The sequence below is a fragment of the Novosphingobium sp. MBES04 genome (genome assembly GCF_000813185.1).
GTDB lineage: Bacteria > Pseudomonadota > Alphaproteobacteria > Sphingomonadales > Sphingomonadaceae > Novosphingobium > Novosphingobium decolorationis.
The window spans coordinates 827,593-846,846 of sequence record NZ_DF850489.1 but is presented as its reverse complement, the minus strand read 5'-3'; the positions used below and the strand labels follow the sequence as shown (position 1 = coordinate 846,846).

The window sequence follows — 19,254 nt, the reverse complement described above, 5'->3', positions numbered from 1 at the left end:
TTTACCGGGTCGGGTGACCTCGATCGCCATGACCGGAATAGGACAGAAGGTGATTGGAATGGCAAGTGGAAGTGCAACGAGCGGATCGAGCGGCACCAAGGCCGTCGTTACGCGCTTTGCTCCCTCGCCGACCGGCTTTCTGCATATCGGCGGTGCCCGCACCGCGCTGTTCAACTGGCTCTTTGCCCGCCACCACGGTGGCAAGTATCTTCTGCGCATCGAGGACACCGACCGTGCCCGCTCGACCGATGCCGCGATCGAGGCCATCTTCGACGGTCTTTCCTGGCTGGGACTGAATGGTGATGAGGAACCCGTGTTCCAGTTCGCCCGTTCCGAGCGTCACGCCGAAGTCGCCGCGAAGCTGCTGGAGGCCGGACAGGCCTATCGCTGCTACCTGACCAGCGAACAGCTCGCGGAACGCCGGCAGAAAGCACAGGATGAGCGACGTCCTTTCCGCCTCGACAGCGAGTGGCGCGATGCCGACGCTTCGCAGTGGCCGGATGATCAACCCTACGTGGTGCGCGTCAAGGCGCCGCGCGAGGGCGAGACCACCATCGATGACCAGGTCCAGGGCCCGATCACGGTTCAGAACCGCGAACTCGACGACTTCATCATCCTGCGCTCGGACGGCACGCCGACCTACATGCTGGCCGTGGTTGTCGATGACCGCGACATGGGCGTTACCCACGTCATCCGCGGCGATGATCATATCAACAACGCGTTTCGCCAGCTGGTGATCCTGCGCGCGATGGACGAGATCGAGGGTGGCTGGGAAGACCCTGTCTACGCCCACATTCCGCTCATCCACGGCGCTGATGGCGCCAAGCTTTCCAAGCGCCACGGTGCGCTCGGCGTCGATGCCTACCGCGACGAGATGGGCCTCCTGCCCGACGCGGTCTTCAACTACCTGCTGCGCCTCGGATGGGGCCACGGCGATGAAGAAATCATCAGCCGTGAGCAGGCTGTCGAATGGTTCGACATCACCAATGTCAACAAGGGCGCCTCGCGGTTCGACCTCGCGAAGCTGCAAAATCTCAACGGTCACTACCTGCGCGAAGCGAGCGACGAATATCTCGCCGATCTCGTTCTGCTACGGCTTGTCGCTGCCGGATACCCGGACGCCGACAAGGCCCTGCTGGCACGCGCCATGGCCGAACTGAAGGTCCGCGCGAAGGACCTCAACGATCTTGCAGAAGGCGCTGTTTTCCTTTTTGCCAAACGTCCTCTCACTATGACCGAGAAGGCGCAGAAGCTCCTGACCGACGAGGCGCGTGAGCGTCTGGCCGCGATCCACGAGCGTCTGAGCGGGGAGCCCGAATGGACCCTTGAGGCTTTGGAAGCCAACCTGAAGGCAATGGCCGCAGAGCTCGAACTGGGCCTCGGCAAGCTCGCACAACCCCTGCGGGCGGCCCTGACGGGTCAGACAACGTCGCCAGGGATTTTTGACGTATTGGTACTTCTTGGCCGGGACGAAAGTCTCGCGCGCATCGCAGCGCAGGCCGGGGAGCATACCGAGACACAAGCATAAGGAGTAAGAACTGGTGGGTGATCAGGTTAAACTGAGCGCGGACGGCGCGGATTTGGAATACCCCGTCCTCAAGGGCAGCGTGGGCCCGGAAGTCATCGACATCCGCAAGCTCTACGGCCAGACCGGTAAGTTCACCTTCGACCCCGGCTTCACGTCGACGGCAAGCTGCGAATCCGCGCTGACCTACATCGACGGTGGCGAGGGCGTCCTGCTGCACCGCGGCTACCCGATCGGCCAGCTCGCCGAGAGCTCCTCGTTCATGGAAGTCAGCTACCTGCTGCTGAACGGCGAACTGCCGAGCCAGGACGAGCTCTCGAACTTCGAGTACACGATCAGCCGTCACACGATGATCCACGAGCAGCTGCGTCACTTCTACCAGGGCTTCCGCCGTGACGCGCACCCGATGGCCATCATGTGCGGTATCGTCGGCGCCCTGTCGGCTTTCTACCACGACTCGACCGACATCACCGACCCCGAACAGCGCAAGATCGCCAGCCATCGCCTGATCGCGAAGATGCCGACGATTGCGGCCGCTGCCTACAAGTACTCGGTCGGTCAGCCGATGCTCTACCCGGACAACAACCTGTCCTACACGGGCAACTTCCTGCGCATGACCTTCGGCGTTCCCGCCGAGGAATATGAAGTGATCCCCGCCGTTGAAAAGGCGATGGACCGCATCTTTATCCTGCACGCCGACCACGAGCAGAACGCCTCGACCTCGACCGTGCGTCTCGCCGGTTCGTCGGGCGCCAACCCGTTCGCGTGCATCGCGGCCGGCATCGCCTGCCTCTGGGGCCCGGCCCACGGCGGCGCAAACGAAGCGTGCCTCAACATGCTGCGCGAAATCGGCACTCCCGACCGTATTCCGCACTACATCGAGCGCGCCAAGGACAAGAACGATCCGTTCCGTCTCATGGGCTTCGGTCACCGCGTCTACAAGAACTACGACCCGCGTGCGACGGTCATGCAGTCGACCGTGCGCGAAGTCTTCGAAGCGCTCAACGTTCAGGACCCGCTCTTCGAGACCGCCATGCGCCTCGAGGAAATCGCCCTCAACGACCCGTACTTCATCGAGAAGAAGCTCTTCCCCAACGTAGACTTCTACTCGGGCGTCGTACTTTCGGCGATCGGCTTCCCGACCGACATGTTCACCGTGCTCTTCGCCCTTGCCCGCACCGTGGGCTGGGTTGCGCAGTGGAACGAAATGATCTCGGATCCCGGCCAGCGCATCGGCCGTCCGCGTCAGCTCTACACCGGCCCGACGCAGCGCGACTACGTGCCGCTCAGCCAGCGTTGAGCAGGCGGTCAGGATCTGACCATCTGAACGAAGAGGCCTCCGCGAAAGCGGGGGCCTTTTTCGTTGCTTTCATACTTTTTGTGGAAGAGCGCGCGGCTCCGGTCAGCCCAACTTCGTGCAGCAGCGCCGTCAGCGCGCGTCGGGATCTGCGGGCACGGTCAGAATGAAGCGCGCGCCGCGCCCCGGTTCGCTCTCGACCGTGAGATCGCCACCCATGGCCCGGGCGAGGCGGCGTGAGATGAACAAGCCAAGGCCCGACCCCCCCATCGCCCACGCGCCCCAGACGCTCGAACTTGTCGAACACGCGCGCCTGCTGCTCGGGCGAGATACCCGGCCCCTCGTCGGCCACGATGACCTGGGCGTTCGCCCCGTCGCCTTCCAGTCGTATCCAGATCTGCGAGCCTTCCGGGGAATAACGGATCGCATTGCCGATCAGGTTCAAAAGCACCTGCAGAACCCGCCGGAATTCCGCGATGGCAGGCAGTGTCTCGCCGGGTTCGGGCGCGATCAGGGCGATACTCTTTTCCCGCGCTCGTACATTGAGGATGCCCGCCGCCTGGCGCGAGACTTCGCCCAGGTCGATCTGGTCCGGCGCGGTCTGGAAGTCGCGGGATTCGACGACTTCGAGGTCCGAAAGATCGTCGAGCAGGTCGAGCAGAAGCTGCCCCGCGCTCGAGATCTCACTGGCATAGCCCGCGTACGCATCGGGCAAGGGACCCGCCATGCGCGTGCGAATGGTCTCGGCATTGGCAATGATACGGGCAATGGGCTGGCGCAAGACCGGGGCCAGTTCCTGCCCGACCAGCCCACGCCGATTGCTCGGCAGGGCCGCGCCTCCCACCGAAGCCGCTGCCGTGGGAGCCGGAACATCCGAAACCAGCAGGAGTTCGAAGCCCGCCGGATCGAAACCCGGTTGCATCGCCGGAAGCAGGCGCACCTGAAATGGGCGCGAAGAGGCGGGCACGATCACCCGGCTGCCATCGAGCAGCCGCCAGTGAAGTGGTTGATGGTGGGTCACATTTTCAGGGGGCAGGAAATCGGTCCAGAGCCGTCCGATGCCGTTCTCCATGGCCGCGGCGAGTTCGCGCAATTCCGCGCTTTCCGTCTCCACGGCAAGAATACGCTGCCCGGCGTCCAGGCGGGCCGTCAGCTCGGCCAGATGACGGTCTGTCGCGGCTCTCCGCGCCTCGCTCGCCGTGGAATCCTCGGAAGGCTGGGGCGCGCTGCGCCAATTGCGAATGCGGATATCGCAGCCCTGCCCACCATCGCGCGGCTCGGCTTCGACCCAGGCCGTGACGATCTCGCCGCCATCATGCGCCGACACGGCGCGGGCCAGGCGAAAGCCATAGCGCCTGGCCTTGCGCACCAGCTCCATCAATTCGGGAACGGCGATGGGCCCCGGCAGCTGTCCGCCGCAACGAAGGTGCAGACCGGCCAGCGGCTCGTCGGCGCTCAGCAGGCAGTCCTGGGCATCGCTTTGCCCCCGCGCGAGAATGGTGCCGTCAGAACGCATCGACGTGCCCCCCAACCGAATTGAGAATGGCCGCCGCACGGTCCGCACCAATACTGCCAAAGCCTTCGGGAAGCAGGACATCGGGATGCAAAGCCAGAAACTCCTGCTCGATTGCCCCGGTTTTCAGACCGGCAGCCCGAAGCGAGAGGGCCAGTCGGGCCATCTGCCCCTCATGTGTCGAGAAGATAACGTGATCGCGCTCCTGCCCCGATGCGAGACCCAGCGCACTCAGGAAAAGGGCCAGTCCCGCGCTGCAGACGGACAGGGCCGCGTGTGCGCCCCCGCCAAGGGCCAGGATAAGCTGCGCGGCCAGCCCGATGCGGGAGGCCCCTTCATCGAAGCGTGCACGCACTTCGGCAGCCGCGCGCTCACAGTCCGCTGTCCAGCGCGGATTCGCGCCGTCCAACTGGACCAGGGCCATCAGCACGGCATGAAGAAGTTCCCCCGGCAGTTCGACAAGCGGCAGGCGCATGCGACGCTGCGCCTGCCCCCACCGCGCCTGCGCGGCGAGGAAGCGCATGGCCGTGTCCTGGGTTTCCGGGTCGTTCGAGGAAATCAGGGCCTGCAGCAAGGGTGGTACGACAGGGTCGAGAGCATGGCGTGCCTGGAGCCGCTCGGTCAGCTGCCATTCAAGCGCGAGCCCGTGCAGGTGCGTAAGCAGTTGCGGATTGTCGATGAGAGCCTGCCCCAGAAGGGCCGTCTGCGTCCCCTGATCTGCCAGCGAGTCAGGATCGCTTCGGCAAGACATGAGCGCAGCCATGAGCTGGCCCGCCAGATCGCCCACCATGCCGCGAACACGCGCAAGGATCTCATCGCTGAAAACCGAGTTGTCCTGGGCGCTTATGAGGTGTCTGAGAATGGGCAGCATCGTTTGCGCCGAGGCATCGCCTCGCGCAAGTTCCTCTCCCATCATGCTTTCCAGCTGACGGGCCCCATCCCTGAAGGCTGCCTGGTCGTTCATGCCATGTGCCTAACCCGGCCTTGGTTAATTCGAGGTTATACTCCCGCTCGTTTCGCCAGGACAAGTTCGGCCACGAGAATCGACAGGGCGAGCACCTGCACGACGCCGAGGACCTGCCCGAAGGTCGCGCCCAAAGCGAGAAGCAAGGCCAGCACGGCGCGGTCACTGATGAGAGCCCCGGCCCATCCTTCCAGGATCCTTGGAGCCAGCGCGATGACGAGAAAAAGCGACGCCGGCACATAGAGCCAGTGCAGGATGTCCTGACCGGGCAAACGCTCGGCCGCAAGCAGGACGAGACCGGCCAGAACAACATCGACCAGCCATACCATCGCGTCCGCCCGCTCGATCGCCGGGACAGCTTCGCCCAGCGGCCTGCGCTCGGCAGCCCGAACCTTACGCCCGCCCTCGATGAGGATCCAGGTCAGACCGGCCACGAAAAAGCCAGCTCCCGGCAAGCCGAACCATCCCAGCAGGCCCGCCAGAGCGAGAAGAACCAGCGCCGCCGCACTGACGACATTGCTCGCGCGGCCGACCTGAAGAAGGGTCGCTCCGAACGCGACGGCACCATACTGGGCCAGGAGCCTGCCCGGAGACTGTCCGCGACCGGCCGTGAAATGCCGGTGCAGCCACTCCTCCTCCAAGCCGATCGCGTCGGCTTCGGAGGTTACAAGCCGCCAGTTCGCGCCTCCGCACACAGCGGCCGGCACATCGCGCATGGGCGTACCGGCTTGCAGGGCAAGGCGCGTCAGGATCGAGATCGTATCACTTTCCTCGGGCACCTCGCGCAGTCTGTCCACCACGCCTCCCGGCAATCGCATCAGTCCCGCGGCGCAGCGATTGAGGTCGATCCGTTCGTATCCAGCGGTCCGGGCACCTTCCACGGGCTGCACCAGGACGCAGCTGCGAATGTCTTCCAGGAGCGGGAGAGCCACGTCCGGATCAACGAACAAGCCGTCGGTAATGACGAACAGTTCGTCGGCTTCTCCCACTTGGGCGGGGACATCATGCGGGCCGGAAACAATCCTGAACTGCACGCCCGCATCCTGGGCTGCGCGCTCCAGATCCTGAACATCCGACGAGCCGCCGGCGGCCAGGCACACGATGCGATGGCACTTCAAGGCAAGGACAAGACCCAGCTGGTGCCTGGCAAGACTTGCTCCAGCCACCCGCAGACCGGCGCGCGGCGGGGTCTGGCCGGCACCGGTTGGGTCCGTCATCGATAACAAGGCTATGCGCAGAACACTCACTCCACCGAGGGCGTCCTTCTAGGCCCCGTGCCGCCGGGTGCCAAGCGCCAGGTGGCCTTACGAATCGGGAAAACGCTCCAAATAGTCACGAAGACGCCGCAGAACAGCCGGCTCGCCCGGAGCCGCATCCAGCGCCTCGAGCGCAAGAACGTGCAGATCGCCGGAATGGAAACTTGCCGCGAGACCCTGCAAACGCGTGGCCGCGAGCGTCCAGTTCCCATCGCACCGGGACCGCGCCAGGAGATCCACCTGACGTGAAACACTTTCGCGATAGGACTGGCGCAGCTGTGCCAGCAGCTCGGGATCGCCTCCCGCCGCGGCTGCGAACGTTGCTTCCAAGGCTCCGGTCTCATACGCCATATCCCCAGATTACCGAACCAAGTCTTAATCCGGGGTTTCCTGAGACCCCCGGCGTGGTATCGTAGAGCGATGTCTGGAGATAGCAGGATCATATCGTTCGGCGGTGCCTCCACCGAGGATAGCGCCACGCAGGCCAAGGCCGACGACCCCACCCGGCTACGCGATGCGCTTGCGCCCTCCAGCGAAGCGGAGGACGCCGCCCCCGCTTCGGATTGGGACGATGCCTGGATCGGCGACGACACGGCGACGCTCGAAAGCAGCGACGCGCGAAGCTCTAGAAGCTGGATCGCCCCGGCCCTGTCGGGTCTCGGCCTCCTGGCGTGGAGCGGCATCTTCCTCGCCGCCCACTGGACCTATTTCCAGGCGGACTTCACCCTCGCGGCAGTTCCCGCCCTCATCAGCCAGTGGTGTGTTCCCCCGCTGTTGATCGGCATCGTCTGGCTGCTCGCCCTTCGCCATTCCACGCGTGAGGGCAAGCGCTTCGGGGACATTGCGAGCACTCTCTCGCTCGAAAGCGAGCGCCTCGAACGCCGCCTTCTCAGCGTCAATCGGGAACTCAGTCTTGCCCGCGAATTCGTCGCGGCACAGTCGCGTGATCTCGAAGCACTGGGCCGTTTGGCATCAGAGCGGCTCTCGGGCAACGCCCGCAAGCTGCAGGAACTCATCGAAGAGAACGGCGAACGCCTCGAAACCATCGGCACGGTCAGCACCACGGCCTTGGACAACATGGAGAAGCTGCGCGGCCAGCTTCCCGTGATCGCCAGCTCGGCCAAGGATGTGACCAGCAACATCGGTAACGCGGGGCGGACAGCCCGCTCCCAGATCGAGGACATGATCGCCGGCTTCCATCGCCTGAACGAATTCGGGCAGGCGAACGAACGCCAGATTGCCTCCGTGCGCACCGCGGTCGATGCCGCGCTCGCCCAGTTCGCCGGCCAGTGCGAGGATCTGGAAGTCCTTGCCCGCCAGCGCTTCGAAGCCCTGGCCGAAAAGGGCCAGGAATTCCGGAGCGAACTTGAGCGCCACGAAACCGACGCACTCGCTGCGATCCGTACCCGCTCGGCCGCCCTGCAAAGCGAGCTCCACCAGACCCGTGAACAGCTGGACGAGAGCGAGGCAGCCACCCTCACCTCGCTGCGCGCACGTCTTTCCGCGCTGCGCGAGGAATGCGGCGTGGTCGGTCGCAGCATCACGGATGCCCAAGGCCAGGCCACCCGCAGCGTTCAGGACAGCTTCGAGACACTCAAGGCCGAGCATGAGACCGCGCACGACCTGCTCGTCGCGGCGCATGAAACCACGCTCGATCAGCTCTCCCAGCGCATCGAGGCCCTCGGAACGGACGCGGCTCGCACCGAAGACCGGATTTCCTCCGCCCAGCAGACCGTGCTCGCCACCTTCTCTGATCGCTTCTCCGAAGTCTGCGCGCAGGCCGACGCCGCCTTTGCGCGTCTGAAGGACCGCGACGGCCAGTTCGCCAGCGAAGCGAGCGAACGCCACCAGCGCCAGCTCGAACAGGAGCGCCATGCACTGGCCCATATCGAGCACATGCTGGTCGAACTCGACAACGCCGTGGCCGAACGGCTCGAAGGGCATCGTCACCAGGCCGAGGCGCTGAGCGAGCGCGCGCGCAGCGTGACCTCGCAGCTCGAACAGTTCGACGCGCGGCTGCGCTCCATCGCAACGCAAAGCGCCGATGCCGAAGGGCGTCTTTCGACGTCGCTGCACGGCTTGGCTGAGAACCTGGCTGCGAGCCGCGCCGCGCTATCGGCGGCCGATGGCGATGTTTCCAAGCTCACGGACGACAGTCTGCGCCTGCTCGACCTGCTGCGCGCCAGCTCCGGTCAGGCGCAGCACGAACTGCCCCAGGCACTCAGCCATTCCGAAGAGCAACTCGGCCGGATCAACAGCATGATAGATGAGGTCCGTGGCAAGCTTGCGGACTCGTCGACGAGCGGTCAGGCACTCTCCGAGACGATCCTGCAATCCGGAACGTCACTGGACCGGCTGCACCAACACCTTGTCGAAGCGCAGGCCGCCATCTCCGAGGGCACCAACGATCACGCCCAGCGCCTTGAGCAACTGCAGCGCAGCCTGACGGAGATCGAAGGCACGTTGCTTCAGAACGCCGATCATGCGCGCGGCGAACTGACGCAAGCCATTGCCGATCTGCGCCAGAACCTCGACGAAGCGATCTCCGATATTGAAGCGAATGCGCCCGCTCGCATCGATAGCGTGACCCAGATGCTGGGGGACGAAAGCGGCAAAGCCATCGACAAGGCCATGCGGACCACAGCGGCCGAAATCTCGGGACAGCTCGAGCAGGCCGTTGCCCATGCAACGGGTGTCAGCCGCGAGGCCACGGCCCAGCTGCGCGAGCAGATGGAAAAGGTCACGGAACTGGTCGGTAACCTGGAAGCGCGGCTCGACGAAGCCCGCGAACGGGCAAGCGAGCAGGTAAATAATGATTTTGCCCGCCGGGCTGCGCTCATCACGGAGTCTCTCAACTCCAACGCCATCGACATCGCCGCTGCCATGTCGAGCGAGGTCTCCGACACGGCCTGGGCCTCCTATCTGCGCGGTGATCGCGGGATCTTCACCCGACGCGCCGTCACCCTTATCGATTCAGGCGAAGCAAGGCTATCCAGCAGACCTTCGAAAGCGATGACGCCTTCCGCGAACACGTGAGCCGCTACATCCACGACTTCGAATCGCTCCTTCGCCAGGTCCTCTCGACTCGCGATGGCAATGCGATGGGGGTGACCTTGCTCTCCTCGGACATGGGCAAGCTCTACGTGGCCCTCGCCCAGGCCATCGAACGCCTACGCAATTGAGACAAGTAAAGCCGCGGCCGTAATCGGGCCGCGGCTTGCAGAGACCTCAGTAGCCCAGGTCTTCGCTCGGCATCTCGCCGTAGAAGTTGAGATCCTCGCGCGTGACCCACCCATAGGACCAGTTCAGAGTGAACAGGACGCTGAGGACCGCAGCAAGGATCGTGGCCCGCAAGGCCACCTTGCCGGGACGGAAATTCACCGGCGCGGAATCGGCATGGCCTGTCTGGACCTCATGGCCTTCGACCTCATCGGGCGTGCGCAAGCCGATCGGCAGGACAATGAAGGCACTCAAAACCCAGAATAGCCCAAAAATCGCGATCAGGGACGTCCATTGCATCGGCGTCATCATCTCCTCTCCCGGCCGCCCGCCCTATGACGGCGGGTCGGCCGGAGGTGTTCAGTCGTTCCCCAGGATCAGCACCTGCACCTGGGGCTTCTTGCCCGACCAGCGCGTCGCAGCGCGGCGGGTCGCAAGGCGCACCGCCTCATGGCGGTCCTCAGGTGAGGCCTTGCGCGTACGCTGCAGGGCCTTGGCGACGTCTTCCTCCGCCTCGGCCACGAAATCGGCGTAGTCCTCATCGAGCGGCAAGCCAACGGCACTGACCTTGACCTTACCATCCAGTGTCGCTGCCACCGAGACCACCCCCTGGTAGGAAATGCGCCGCCGCATCACCATCGCTTCGCCATCGGCCGGCGCAATGATGTCGCCATCCAGGATCAAGCGTCCGGAATGCACCTCACCGAACTTGCCCGGATGCCCGGGAGCCAGTCGGACGAGGTCTCCGTTCTTCTGAAACACCGCCTTGGGAATTCCACACGAACGGCCAAAGGCGGCCTGCTCCTTCATGTGGCGCACTTCGCCGTGCACCGGCATGAGGACCTCGGGACGGATCCAGCTGTACAAGGCTTCGAGCTCCGGACGGCCTGGATGTCCCGACACGTGGATCATGCTCTGGCGATCGGTGACGACCTTGACGCCGGCCTCCGCCAGACGGTTCTGGATGCGTCCGATGGGGATCTCGTTGCCCGGGATCTGGCGGCTTGAGAAGAGGACCACGTCGCCCTTGTCCAGCTTGATCGCGTGGTTGCCATCGGCAATGCGAGCCAGCGCAGCGCGCGCCTCGCCCTGCCCGCCGGTCGCCACGATCAGCACATCGTCGCGCGGCAGATCCATGGCTTCATCCGCATCGATAACCTCAGGAAAATCAGGCAGATAACCACAGGACTTGGCAACCCCGATGATCCGGTCGAGCGAGCGCCCTGCGACGCAGAGCTGGCGCCCTGTCTTGACGGCAATCGCGCCCAAGGTCTGGAGGCGCGCCACATTGGAAGCGAACGTCGTGACCAGGACCCGTCGCCCTTCATGGCGCGAGATTTCCTGGAGAAGGCCCTCGTAAACAGCGCCTTCGGAACCGGAAGCCTTGGGATTGAACACGTTGGTGGAGTCGCAAACGAGGGCAAGCACGCCCTCGTCACCAATCGCGCGCAGTTCTTCCTCGGTCGCAGGCACTCCGACCTGAGGAGCTTCGTCCAGCTTCCAGTCGCCCGTGTGGAAGATGCGGCCATAGGGCGTGTCGATGACGAGCGCGTTGCCTTCGGCAATCGAATGGGCGAGCGGCACATAGCGGATGCCGAACGGCCCCAGGTCGAAGGGTTCCTCGTCTTGGACCACGATCAGTTCGACCTCGCCTGCGATCCCGGCCTCTTCCAGCTTCGCCGCGACCAGTTTGGCCGTGAACGGAGTGGCGTAGATGGGAACACCAAGGTCCTGTGCGAAATAGGGAACTGCGCCAATGTGATCTTCGTGCGCGTGGGTAAGCACGATGCCCAGCAGGTTCTCCCGCTCGGACTCGATGAACTCCAGATCCGCAAAGACCAGATCGACACCGGGATATTCGTTCATGCCAAAGGTCATGCCCAGATCGACCATCAGCCACTTGCCCTGGCACCCGTAAAGATTGACGTTCATGCCAATCTCCCCCGAGCCGCCAAGAGCACAAAAGATCAGTTCCTTACCCGGTATCACTTGGTCGATGCTCTCTCTGCAAGAATGGCCAGCCCCTCGAGCGTCAGATTCGCTTCGACGGCGTCAAAAATGTCGGTTGCCTTGTCGAACAGCACCGCGAGACCTCCGGTCGCGATCACCTTCGCCGGACGGCCGATCTGGCGCTGCATACGCGCAATCAGGCCTTCCATCATCGCAACATAACCCCAGAACACACCAATCAGCATCTGATCTTCCGTATTGCGACCGATGACCGACGTCGAACTGGGAACAGCAATGCCGATGCGCGGCAGCTTGGCGGTATTGCCCACAAGCGCGTCAAGGGACAGGTTGATGCCAGGCGCGATGATACCGCCCTTGTAGGCACCATTGAAATCGACCGCATCGAAGGTTGTCGCCGTCCCGAAATCGACGACGATGAGATCTCCTTCGTACTTGGCATGCGCCCCGATGGCATTGACGGCGCGGTCGGCACCCAGAGTGCGGGGCTCATCCACGTCGATCTCGATGTCGTAGGTGGCCTTGCCGACCCCCGCCACGAGGGGTTCAACATCGAAATAGTGGCGGCACAGCACTTCGAGATTGTGCAACGCGCGCGGCACCACGGTCGAGATGATGATGCTGTCGATGGCGCCGCGGTCCACCTTGTGGATGTCGAGCAACTGCATCAGCCACACGGCGTATTCATCGCCCGTCCGGCGCGCATCCGAAGCAATCCGCCAGCGCGCACGCACCTCGGGACCCTCGAACAGCGCAAACACGACATTCGTGTTCCCGGCATCAATCGCAAGCAGCATGAAAGGCAACCTCTAACTCAACCCGGACTATCGGGTAGAAACACATCGCCGGCATGGATCTCGCGAACAGTCTCATCCGCGCAACGCAACCGCAGGCTCCCTTCCGGCGACAGCCCGGCAAAACGCCCCGAAACAGGCTCTTCCCCGGGAGGATGAACGCGAAGGACCGTCCCCTCTGGATGGGCCACAGTCTGCCAGCGCCGCAGCACCGGAGCAAGCCCTGCCCCGCGCCAGCGCTCCAGCTCCAGGGTGAAAACCTCGTGAAGGCGCTCGGCAAAAGTGTCCCGATCAACCTTCACACCGTAGGCACACAAGCTCGTTGCGGGCCGGTCGGGCAAATCCGGGGCCGAACACAGGTTGACCCCCACACCGACAACGACACGTCCCTGGATCATTTCCAGGAGAACTCCCGCCAGCTTCGCGCCATTGAGCAGGAGGTCATTAGGCCACTTGATGACAAGGTCATCGCGGGAAGGCAGAAAGCCGCCCACGGCCTCGTGAACGGCTAACGCAACGACAAACGCCAATGTTGATGGAGCGGGCTGGCCGGGGCCCCAATGGACCACCGTCGAACCCATGAAATTGCCTGAGCCATCGAACCAGTCACGGCCCAGGCGCCCCCTTCCCTGCGACTGGCGGTCTGCAACCAGCCAGTCGCCTTCGGGAAGGTAATCACCCCGCTTCAACCGGTCGACCAAGTCGAAGTTGGTCGAACCGGTTTCCTCAATATACCGGATCAAGACAGATCCAGATCAGAGAGCAGCGAAAAGAGCGGTCGTTGCCGTGTTGGCGGTCTCACCCAGCCACGAGGTCAGCAGGTAACCCAGCGGCGAGATGAATGCACAGGCCACCACGAGGATGAGCTTGTGCCAGATGTCGCTCTCACCCTTCACCACGTCGGCGGGCTCGTCGAAGTACATGACCTTGACGACCTTGAGGTAATAGAAGGCACCGATCACCGAAGCTGCGATACCGATAAAGGCCAGCGCGAGCATGTCAGCCTGAACCGCAGCCTGGAAGACCACGAACTTGCCCCAGAAGCCGAACAGCGGCGGGATACCGGCAAGGCTGAACATCACGGTCGCCAGCGCCAGGGCAAGGCCCGGACGCGTGCGCGAAAGACCGGCCAGCTTGGGGATGTCCTCGACGTAGTTGCCGTTCTCGTCCTTGAGCATGAGGATTGCGGTAAAACCGGCAATCGACATCGCAACGTAGATGGTCACGTAGATCAGCATGCCCGAGGCACCAGCCTGGGTCGCCGTGGCAAGACCCACGAGGATGAAGCCCACGTTGTTGATCGACGAGTACGCCATCAGGCGCTTGATGTTGCTCTGGCCGATAGCGCCAAGGGCACCCACGACGATCGAGGCCAGCGCGACGAACAGGATGATCTGCTGCCAGGCCGCCGCCTGCTCGCCAAAAGCATCCAGAAGAACGCGCATGATGAGGCCAAGCCCCGCCACCTTGGGCGCCGTCGCGAAGAAGGTCGTCACCGGCGTGGGCGCACCTTCGTAGACGTCCGGCGTCCACATGTGGAACGGCACTGCACTGATCTTGAAGGCGAGACCGGCCAGCATGAAGACGATGCCGAACAGCGCGCCGTTCGAGAGACCATCCGAAACACTGGAATTAATCCCGGCGAACGAGGTGGTCCCTGCGAAACCGTAAGTCAGGCTCATGCCGAAGAGCAGGATGCCCGAGGCCAGAGCGCCCAGCACGAAGTACTTCAGGCCCGCTTCCGCCGAACGTCCGTCGCTGCGCAGGATGGCAGCCAGGACATAAGAGGAGAGCGACATCATCTCGAGGCCGATGTAGAGCGTCAGCAGATCAGCGGCCGAGACCATCATGCCCATGCCCACACTCGCGAAAAGCACGAGAAGCGGGAATTCGGCACGCATCGAATCGTAGCGTTCGAAGTAGCTCGGCGCGAGAACCAGCGTCACCGCGGCCGAACCATAGATCAGGATCTTGGCGTAGCTGGCAAAGGCGTCCGCGCGGAACTGACCGAAGAAGGCCGAGGTTTCCGGCCCCATCGCCCCGCCGCAAAGGGCAGGAGCGACAAGAGCCATGGCCGCGACAAGCGTGGCGACCGACACGATCGAGATGAGGCGGCTCGCCTTGTCCCCGCCCCAGGCGGCGACAAGGAGCAGAACCAGGCCTGCGACGGTGATTGTTTCTTCAGGCGCGATCAGGCGCAGCGACTGCGACCAGTCCATCAGTGTGCCCCCCCATGCGCAGAGACTTCTTCGTGCGCAGGCTTAGGATTGCCTGCCGTCGGCTTGGCATCACCCTCCGGCGCCGCACGGGCGATCCGGGCTTCCAGCGCAGCAATATCGGCGCGCATCGGAGCCATGAAGCTCTCAGGGTAGATGCCCATCCACAGGACCGGGATACCAAGCGCGACAACCATCAGGATCTCACGCGCGTCCAGGTCCGGCATGGCGGCGGCATCGGCGTTCTTCTGGGGGCCAAAGACCACCCGGCGGTAAAGGTAGAGCATGTAGGCCGCGCCCAGGATGATGCTGGTGGTGGAGATAAGGCCAACCCAGCTCGAGACCTGGTAGGCGCCTGCAAGGCTCAGGAATTCGCCAACGAACCCGCTGGTCCCCGGCAGACCGATGGAAGCCATCGTGAACAGCAGGAAGAACAGCGCGTAACGCGGCATGTTGATGGCAAGACCGCCGTAGCGGGCGATCTCACGGGTGTGGAGACGATCGTAGATGATGCCCACGCACAGGAACAGCGCACCCGACACGAGGCCGTGGCTCAGCATGACCAGCATCGAACCTTCAAGACCCTGCGCGTTGAACGCGAAGAGACCGACGGTGACGATCGCCATATGCGCAACCGACGAGTAGGCGATCAGCTTCTTCATGTCGTCCTGCACCAGCGCGATGAGCGAGGTGACGACAACCGCGGTCATCGAGAGGCCCCAGATCAGCGGCGCAAACTGCGCCGACGCTTCAGGGAACATCGGAAGCGAGAAGCGGATGAAACCGTAACCACCCATCTTCAGAAGGACACCGGCCAGGATGACCGAGCCTGCCGTCGGCGCCTGAACGTGCGCTGCGGGAAGCCAGGTGTGCACCGGCCACATCGGCATCTTCACGGCAAAGCTCGCGAAGAAGGCCAGCCACAGCCAGGTCTGCGCCTGCGGATCGAAATCGTAGGCCATCAGGGTCGGGATGTCGGTCGTGCCCGACACGTTCACCATCCACAGCATCGCGATCAGCATCAGCACCGAGCCGAGAAGCGTGTAGAGGAAGAACTTGTAGGACGCGTAGATACGGTCCGCACCGCCCCAGATGCCGATGATCAGGTACATCGGGATCAGGCCAGCTTCGAAGAAGATGTAGAACAGGAAGAGATCCTGAGCGGCAAACACGCCGATCATGAGCATCTCGACCAGCAGGAAGGCGGCCATGTACTCGCCCACACGTTTTTCGACCGACTTCCAGCTCGCGCCGATGCAGACCGGCATGAGGAAAACGGAAAGCATGATCAGGAGGAGAGCAATGCCATCGATACCCAGGGCATACTTGAAGCCCGCGAAGAGCTCGTGACTCTCCTGGAACTGCCACTGGGCACCGCCCACATCGAAGTTAAGCCAAAGGACAACACCAAGAGCCAGATTGGCCAGGGTTGCCGCCAGCGCGAGGACACGCGCTGACTTGGCATCAAGGTAAAGACACACCAGTGCCGCCGCGAGCGGCACCAGGAGCATCAGACTGAGGATCGGAAAACCACTCATCATCTTATCCCGCGATCACCCAGCTGATGGCGCCAACAAGGCCCAGCAGCATGACAAGAGCGTAGCTGTACAGGTAGCCCGACTGGACCTTCTGCGCGTAGGTCGAACCCTTGGACACGACCCAGGCCGCGCCGTCCGGACCGAACCGGTCGATAATCCCGATATCGAGCACCTTCCAGAACAGCTTGCCGAAAGCGAAGGCGCCCTTGATGAACACGAGATTGTAAAGTTCGTCGAACATCCACTTGCGGTAGACGAAGGTGTAGACCGGACCGATCTGCTCCACGACCTTGGCGGGGAACGACGTGTTCTTGATGTAACCGTACCAGGCAATGACCAGGCCGATCAGCATCACGATAAAGGGCATGTACTTATAGATACCCGAGACACCGTGCATCGCGTGGATCAGGTGTTCGTGGAAGACGAGACCGCCCTTCCAGAACTCACCCGTGCCTTCACTGACGAACCAGTGCTGGAACGCGAAGCCGGCGACCACGGCACCAATCGAGAGGATGATCAGCGGCAGCAGCATGACCAGCGGGCTCTCGTGCGGGTGGTAACCACCGGTGCCTTCGAGTGCGTGACCGTGATCGCCGTGACCATGGTCGTCATGTCCGTGGCCGTGCGCATCATGGACAGCGTGCTGGATGTGCTCCGAACCGGCCCAACGGGGCTTGCCGAAGAAGGTGAGGAACACCAGGCGCCACGAGTAGAAGCTCGTCATGAGCGCGGCGGCGATACCCATCCAGTAGGCGAAGAGGCCCATCGAGGTGCCGCTTGCGAAAGCGGCTTCGATGATCGAGTCCTTCGAGTAGTACCCGGCAAAGCCGACACCGAAGAGACCCACGCCCGTGATGGCCAGCGTACCCATCGTCATGGCCCAGAAGGTTACCGGGATCTTCTTGCGAAGGTCCCCGTAGAACCGCATGTCCTGCTCGTGGTGCATCGCGTGGATGACCGAGCCGGCGCAGAGGAACAGCAGGGCCTTGAAGAAGGCGTGCGTGAAGAGGTGGAACATCGCCGAGCCGAACGCGCCGACACCGATGGCGAAGAACATGTAGCCGAGCTGCGAACAGGTCGAGTACGCGATCACGCGCTTGATGTCCCACTGCGTGCAGCCAACGGTAGCCGCGAAGAAGCAGGTGGCCGCACCGATGAAGGTGATCACCGTCATCGTCGTCGCGCTGGCTTCGAACATGGGCGAGAGACGGCAGCACATGAAGACACCGGCGGTGACCATGGTCGCCGCGTGGATGAGGGCCGAGACCGGGGTCGGGCCTTCCATCGCGTCCGGGAGCCAGGTGTGGAGGCCCAGCTGTGCCGACTTGCCCATCGCGCCCACGAACAGCAGCAGCGTGATCACCGTCATCGTGTCGGCACGCATGCCGAGGAAGCCGATGGTCGAGCCCGCCATGCCCGGAACCGCATCAAGGATCTCGGGGATCGAGACGGTGCCGAAGACGATGTAGGTCGCAAAGATGCCGAGCATGAAGCCAAGGTCACCAACACGGTTGACAACGAAGGCCTTGATAGCGGCGGCCCCTGCCGAAGGCTTGCGCAGGTAGAAGCCGATGAGAAGGTACGAGGCGAGGCCCACGCCTTCCCAACCGAAGAACATCTGCACCAGGTTGTCGGCCGTCACCAGCATGAGCATCATGAAGGTGAAGAGCGAGAGGTAGGCGAAGAAGCGCGGCTTGTCCGGCTCGTCGTCCATGTACCCCCACGAGTAGAGGTGCACGAGCGAGGAGACCGACGTCACGACGACCAGCATGACCGCGGTCAGCGTGTCGACGCGCAGCGCCCAGTCAAAGACGAAGCTACCCGAAGCGACCCAGTGCAGGACCGGGACCACCGTCGGCTCGGCCGAGCCGGTGAGGTAGGGGATGAAGACCGACCAGGACAGGGCGGCGGAGATGAACAGACCCACGGTCGTAATGACCTTGGCCGGCATTCCACCGAGATCCTTGTTCCCAAGGCCAGTGATGATCGCTGCCAGAAGCGGCAGGAATACGATGATCAGGATCGGGTGCAAGGCCTTATCCCTTCATCCGGTTGACGTCGTCGACGGCGATGGTGCCGCGGCCACGGAAGTAGATAACGAGGATCGCCAGACCCACCGCGGCTTCACCCGCGGCAACGGTCAGAACGAACATGGCGAAAATCTGGCCGGTCAGGTCACCCAGGAAGGCGCTGAACGCAACGAGATTGATGTTCACCGCAAGCAGGATGAGTTCGATCGCCATGAGGACGATGATCACGTTCTTGCGGTTGAGGAAAATGCCGAGGACACCGAGCACGAACAGGATCGAGCTCACCACGACATAGTGTTCGACGCCGATCACAGCGTAACCCCCTTGCCCACTTCGGGCTTCACGTTGACGGTCGCCTCGTCGGGACGACGCGCGTTCTGCTTGGAGATGTTCTGAACGAGAGCCTCGCCGCGCTGACGATGGGTCAGGACGATGGCGCCGATCATGGCGACAAGCAGGATGATACCGGCTGCCTCGAAGAGGAACAGGTAGCGGCTGTAGAGGAGCGCACCGATCGCGGTGGTGTTCGAGACACCCTCGGCGACGGCTGCGGTACCGTCCGGCGTGCCGAGCTCGAGCCAACCGGCGCGGTAGGCGCCAATCCCGAGGACGATTTCAGCCAGAAGGACGAGCGCCACGAGCGCACCCAGCGGGAAGTAGCGAACGAAGCCTGCACGCAGTTCGGCGAAGTCGATGTCGAGCATCATGACGACGAACAGGAACAGGACGGCGACCGCGCCCACGTAAACGATGACAAGCAGCATCGCGATGAATTCGGCACCGACCAGGACCATCAGGCCGGCCGCGTTGAAGAACGCCAGGATCAGCCAGAGGACCGAATGCACCGGGTTGCGCGAAAGGATGGTGATCGCGCCCGAGGCAACGGTCATCACCGCGAAGAGATAGAAGGCAATAACGTGAATCATGACCCCGC

General features: G+C 63.3%; 17 protein-coding genes. 4 read left to right on the top strand and 13 right to left on the bottom strand.

Going from position 1 to position 19,254, the window contains the following annotated elements; all coding sequences use genetic code 11:
- Positions 1–58 precede the first annotated feature (58 nt).
- Positions 59–1,528, top strand: a complete 1,470-nt coding sequence (gltX, locus tag MBENS4_RS17655) for a glutamate--tRNA ligase (RefSeq protein WP_039393271.1) — start codon at positions 59–61, stop codon at positions 1,526–1,528.
- Between the two features lie 13 nt (positions 1,529–1,541).
- Complete coding sequence (locus MBENS4_RS17650; RefSeq protein WP_039393269.1) at positions 1,542–2,825, top strand: citrate synthase; 1,284 nt, start codon at positions 1,542–1,544, stop codon at positions 2,823–2,825.
- Here MBENS4_RS17650 and MBENS4_RS27640 read toward each other — a convergent pair.
- The 4 genes from MBENS4_RS27640 to MBENS4_RS17630 are packed head-to-tail and all read right to left on the bottom strand — an operon-like array spanning position 2,812 to position 6,906.
- A complete protein-coding gene (locus MBENS4_RS27640) occupies positions 2,812–4,338 on the bottom strand; it encodes a sensor histidine kinase (protein ID WP_445321522.1) in 1,527 nt (508 codons plus the stop codon). The genes MBENS4_RS17650 and MBENS4_RS27640 overlap by 14 nt on opposite strands.
- Positions 4,328–5,299 (bottom strand): hypothetical protein, encoded by a 972-nt coding sequence (locus MBENS4_RS17640; RefSeq protein ID WP_039393266.1) that lies wholly within the window; start codon positions 5,297–5,299, stop codon positions 4,328–4,330. Before MBENS4_RS17640 ends, MBENS4_RS27640 begins: the two co-directional genes overlap by 11 nt.
- A 35-nt stretch (positions 5,300–5,334) precedes the next feature.
- Positions 5,335–6,546, bottom strand: a complete 1,212-nt coding sequence (locus MBENS4_RS17635; RefSeq protein ID WP_242404997.1) for a hypothetical protein — start codon at positions 6,544–6,546, stop codon at positions 5,335–5,337.
- A 57-nt stretch (positions 6,547–6,603) separates the two neighbouring features.
- Entirely contained in the window at positions 6,604–6,906 is a 303-nt protein-coding gene (locus tag MBENS4_RS17630; protein ID WP_039393264.1) for a hypothetical protein, read from the bottom strand.
- 69 nt (positions 6,907–6,975) lie between these two features.
- On the opposite strand from MBENS4_RS17630, the gene MBENS4_RS17625 reads away from it, so the two are divergent.
- Together MBENS4_RS17625 and MBENS4_RS26835 are read left to right on the top strand one after the other, a co-directional pair.
- On the top strand, positions 6,976–9,591 hold the full coding sequence (locus MBENS4_RS17625; RefSeq protein ID WP_242404996.1) for an ATPase: 2,616 nt from the start codon (positions 6,976–6,978) through the stop codon (positions 9,589–9,591).
- Complete coding sequence (locus MBENS4_RS26835) at positions 9,588–9,737, top strand: hypothetical protein (RefSeq protein ID WP_242404995.1); 150 nt, start codon at positions 9,588–9,590, stop codon at positions 9,735–9,737. Before MBENS4_RS17625 ends, MBENS4_RS26835 begins: the two co-directional genes overlap by 4 nt.
- Positions 9,738–9,783: 46 nt before the next feature.
- Here MBENS4_RS26835 and MBENS4_RS17620 read toward each other — a convergent pair whose 3' ends face one another.
- Genes MBENS4_RS17620 through MBENS4_RS17580 form a run of 9 tightly spaced genes read right to left on the bottom strand, consistent with a single transcriptional unit; the run spans position 9,784 to position 19,246 of the window.
- Entirely contained in the window at positions 9,784–10,074 is a 291-nt protein-coding gene (locus MBENS4_RS17620; protein ID WP_039395337.1) for a DUF1467 family protein, read from the bottom strand.
- A 60-nt stretch (positions 10,075–10,134) separates the two neighbouring features.
- Positions 10,135–11,763 (bottom strand): ribonuclease J, encoded by a 1,629-nt coding sequence (locus tag MBENS4_RS17615; RefSeq protein WP_039393262.1) that lies wholly within the window; start codon positions 11,761–11,763, stop codon positions 10,135–10,137.
- On the bottom strand, positions 11,760–12,539 hold the full coding sequence (locus MBENS4_RS17610; protein ID WP_039393260.1) for a type III pantothenate kinase: 780 nt from the start codon (positions 12,537–12,539) through the stop codon (positions 11,760–11,762). Before MBENS4_RS17610 ends, MBENS4_RS17615 begins: the two co-directional genes overlap by 4 nt.
- Before the next feature lie 17 nt (positions 12,540–12,556).
- Entirely contained in the window at positions 12,557–13,279 is a 723-nt protein-coding gene (locus MBENS4_RS17605) for a biotin--[acetyl-CoA-carboxylase] ligase (RefSeq protein ID WP_039393258.1), read from the bottom strand.
- A gap of 12 nt (positions 13,280–13,291) precedes the next feature.
- Complete coding sequence (gene nuoN / locus MBENS4_RS17600; protein WP_039393256.1) at positions 13,292–14,755, bottom strand: NADH-quinone oxidoreductase subunit NuoN; 1,464 nt, start codon at positions 14,753–14,755, stop codon at positions 13,292–13,294.
- A complete protein-coding gene (locus tag MBENS4_RS17595; RefSeq protein WP_039395335.1) occupies positions 14,755–16,290 on the bottom strand; it encodes an NADH-quinone oxidoreductase subunit M in 1,536 nt (511 codons plus the stop codon). The genes nuoN and MBENS4_RS17595 overlap by 1 nt, the downstream gene beginning before the upstream one ends.
- Before the next feature lie 4 nt (positions 16,291–16,294).
- Complete coding sequence (nuoL, locus tag MBENS4_RS17590; RefSeq protein ID WP_039393254.1) at positions 16,295–18,322, bottom strand: NADH-quinone oxidoreductase subunit L; 2,028 nt, start codon at positions 18,320–18,322, stop codon at positions 16,295–16,297.
- Positions 18,323–18,326: 4 nt separating this feature from the next.
- Entirely contained in the window at positions 18,327–18,632 is a 306-nt protein-coding gene (gene nuoK, locus MBENS4_RS17585) for an NADH-quinone oxidoreductase subunit NuoK (protein ID WP_039393252.1), read from the bottom strand.
- On the bottom strand, positions 18,629–19,246 hold the full coding sequence (locus tag MBENS4_RS17580; protein ID WP_039393250.1) for an NADH-quinone oxidoreductase subunit J: 618 nt from the start codon (positions 19,244–19,246) through the stop codon (positions 18,629–18,631). The genes nuoK and MBENS4_RS17580 overlap by 4 nt, the downstream gene beginning before the upstream one ends.
- Positions 19,247–19,254 lie beyond the last annotated feature (8 nt).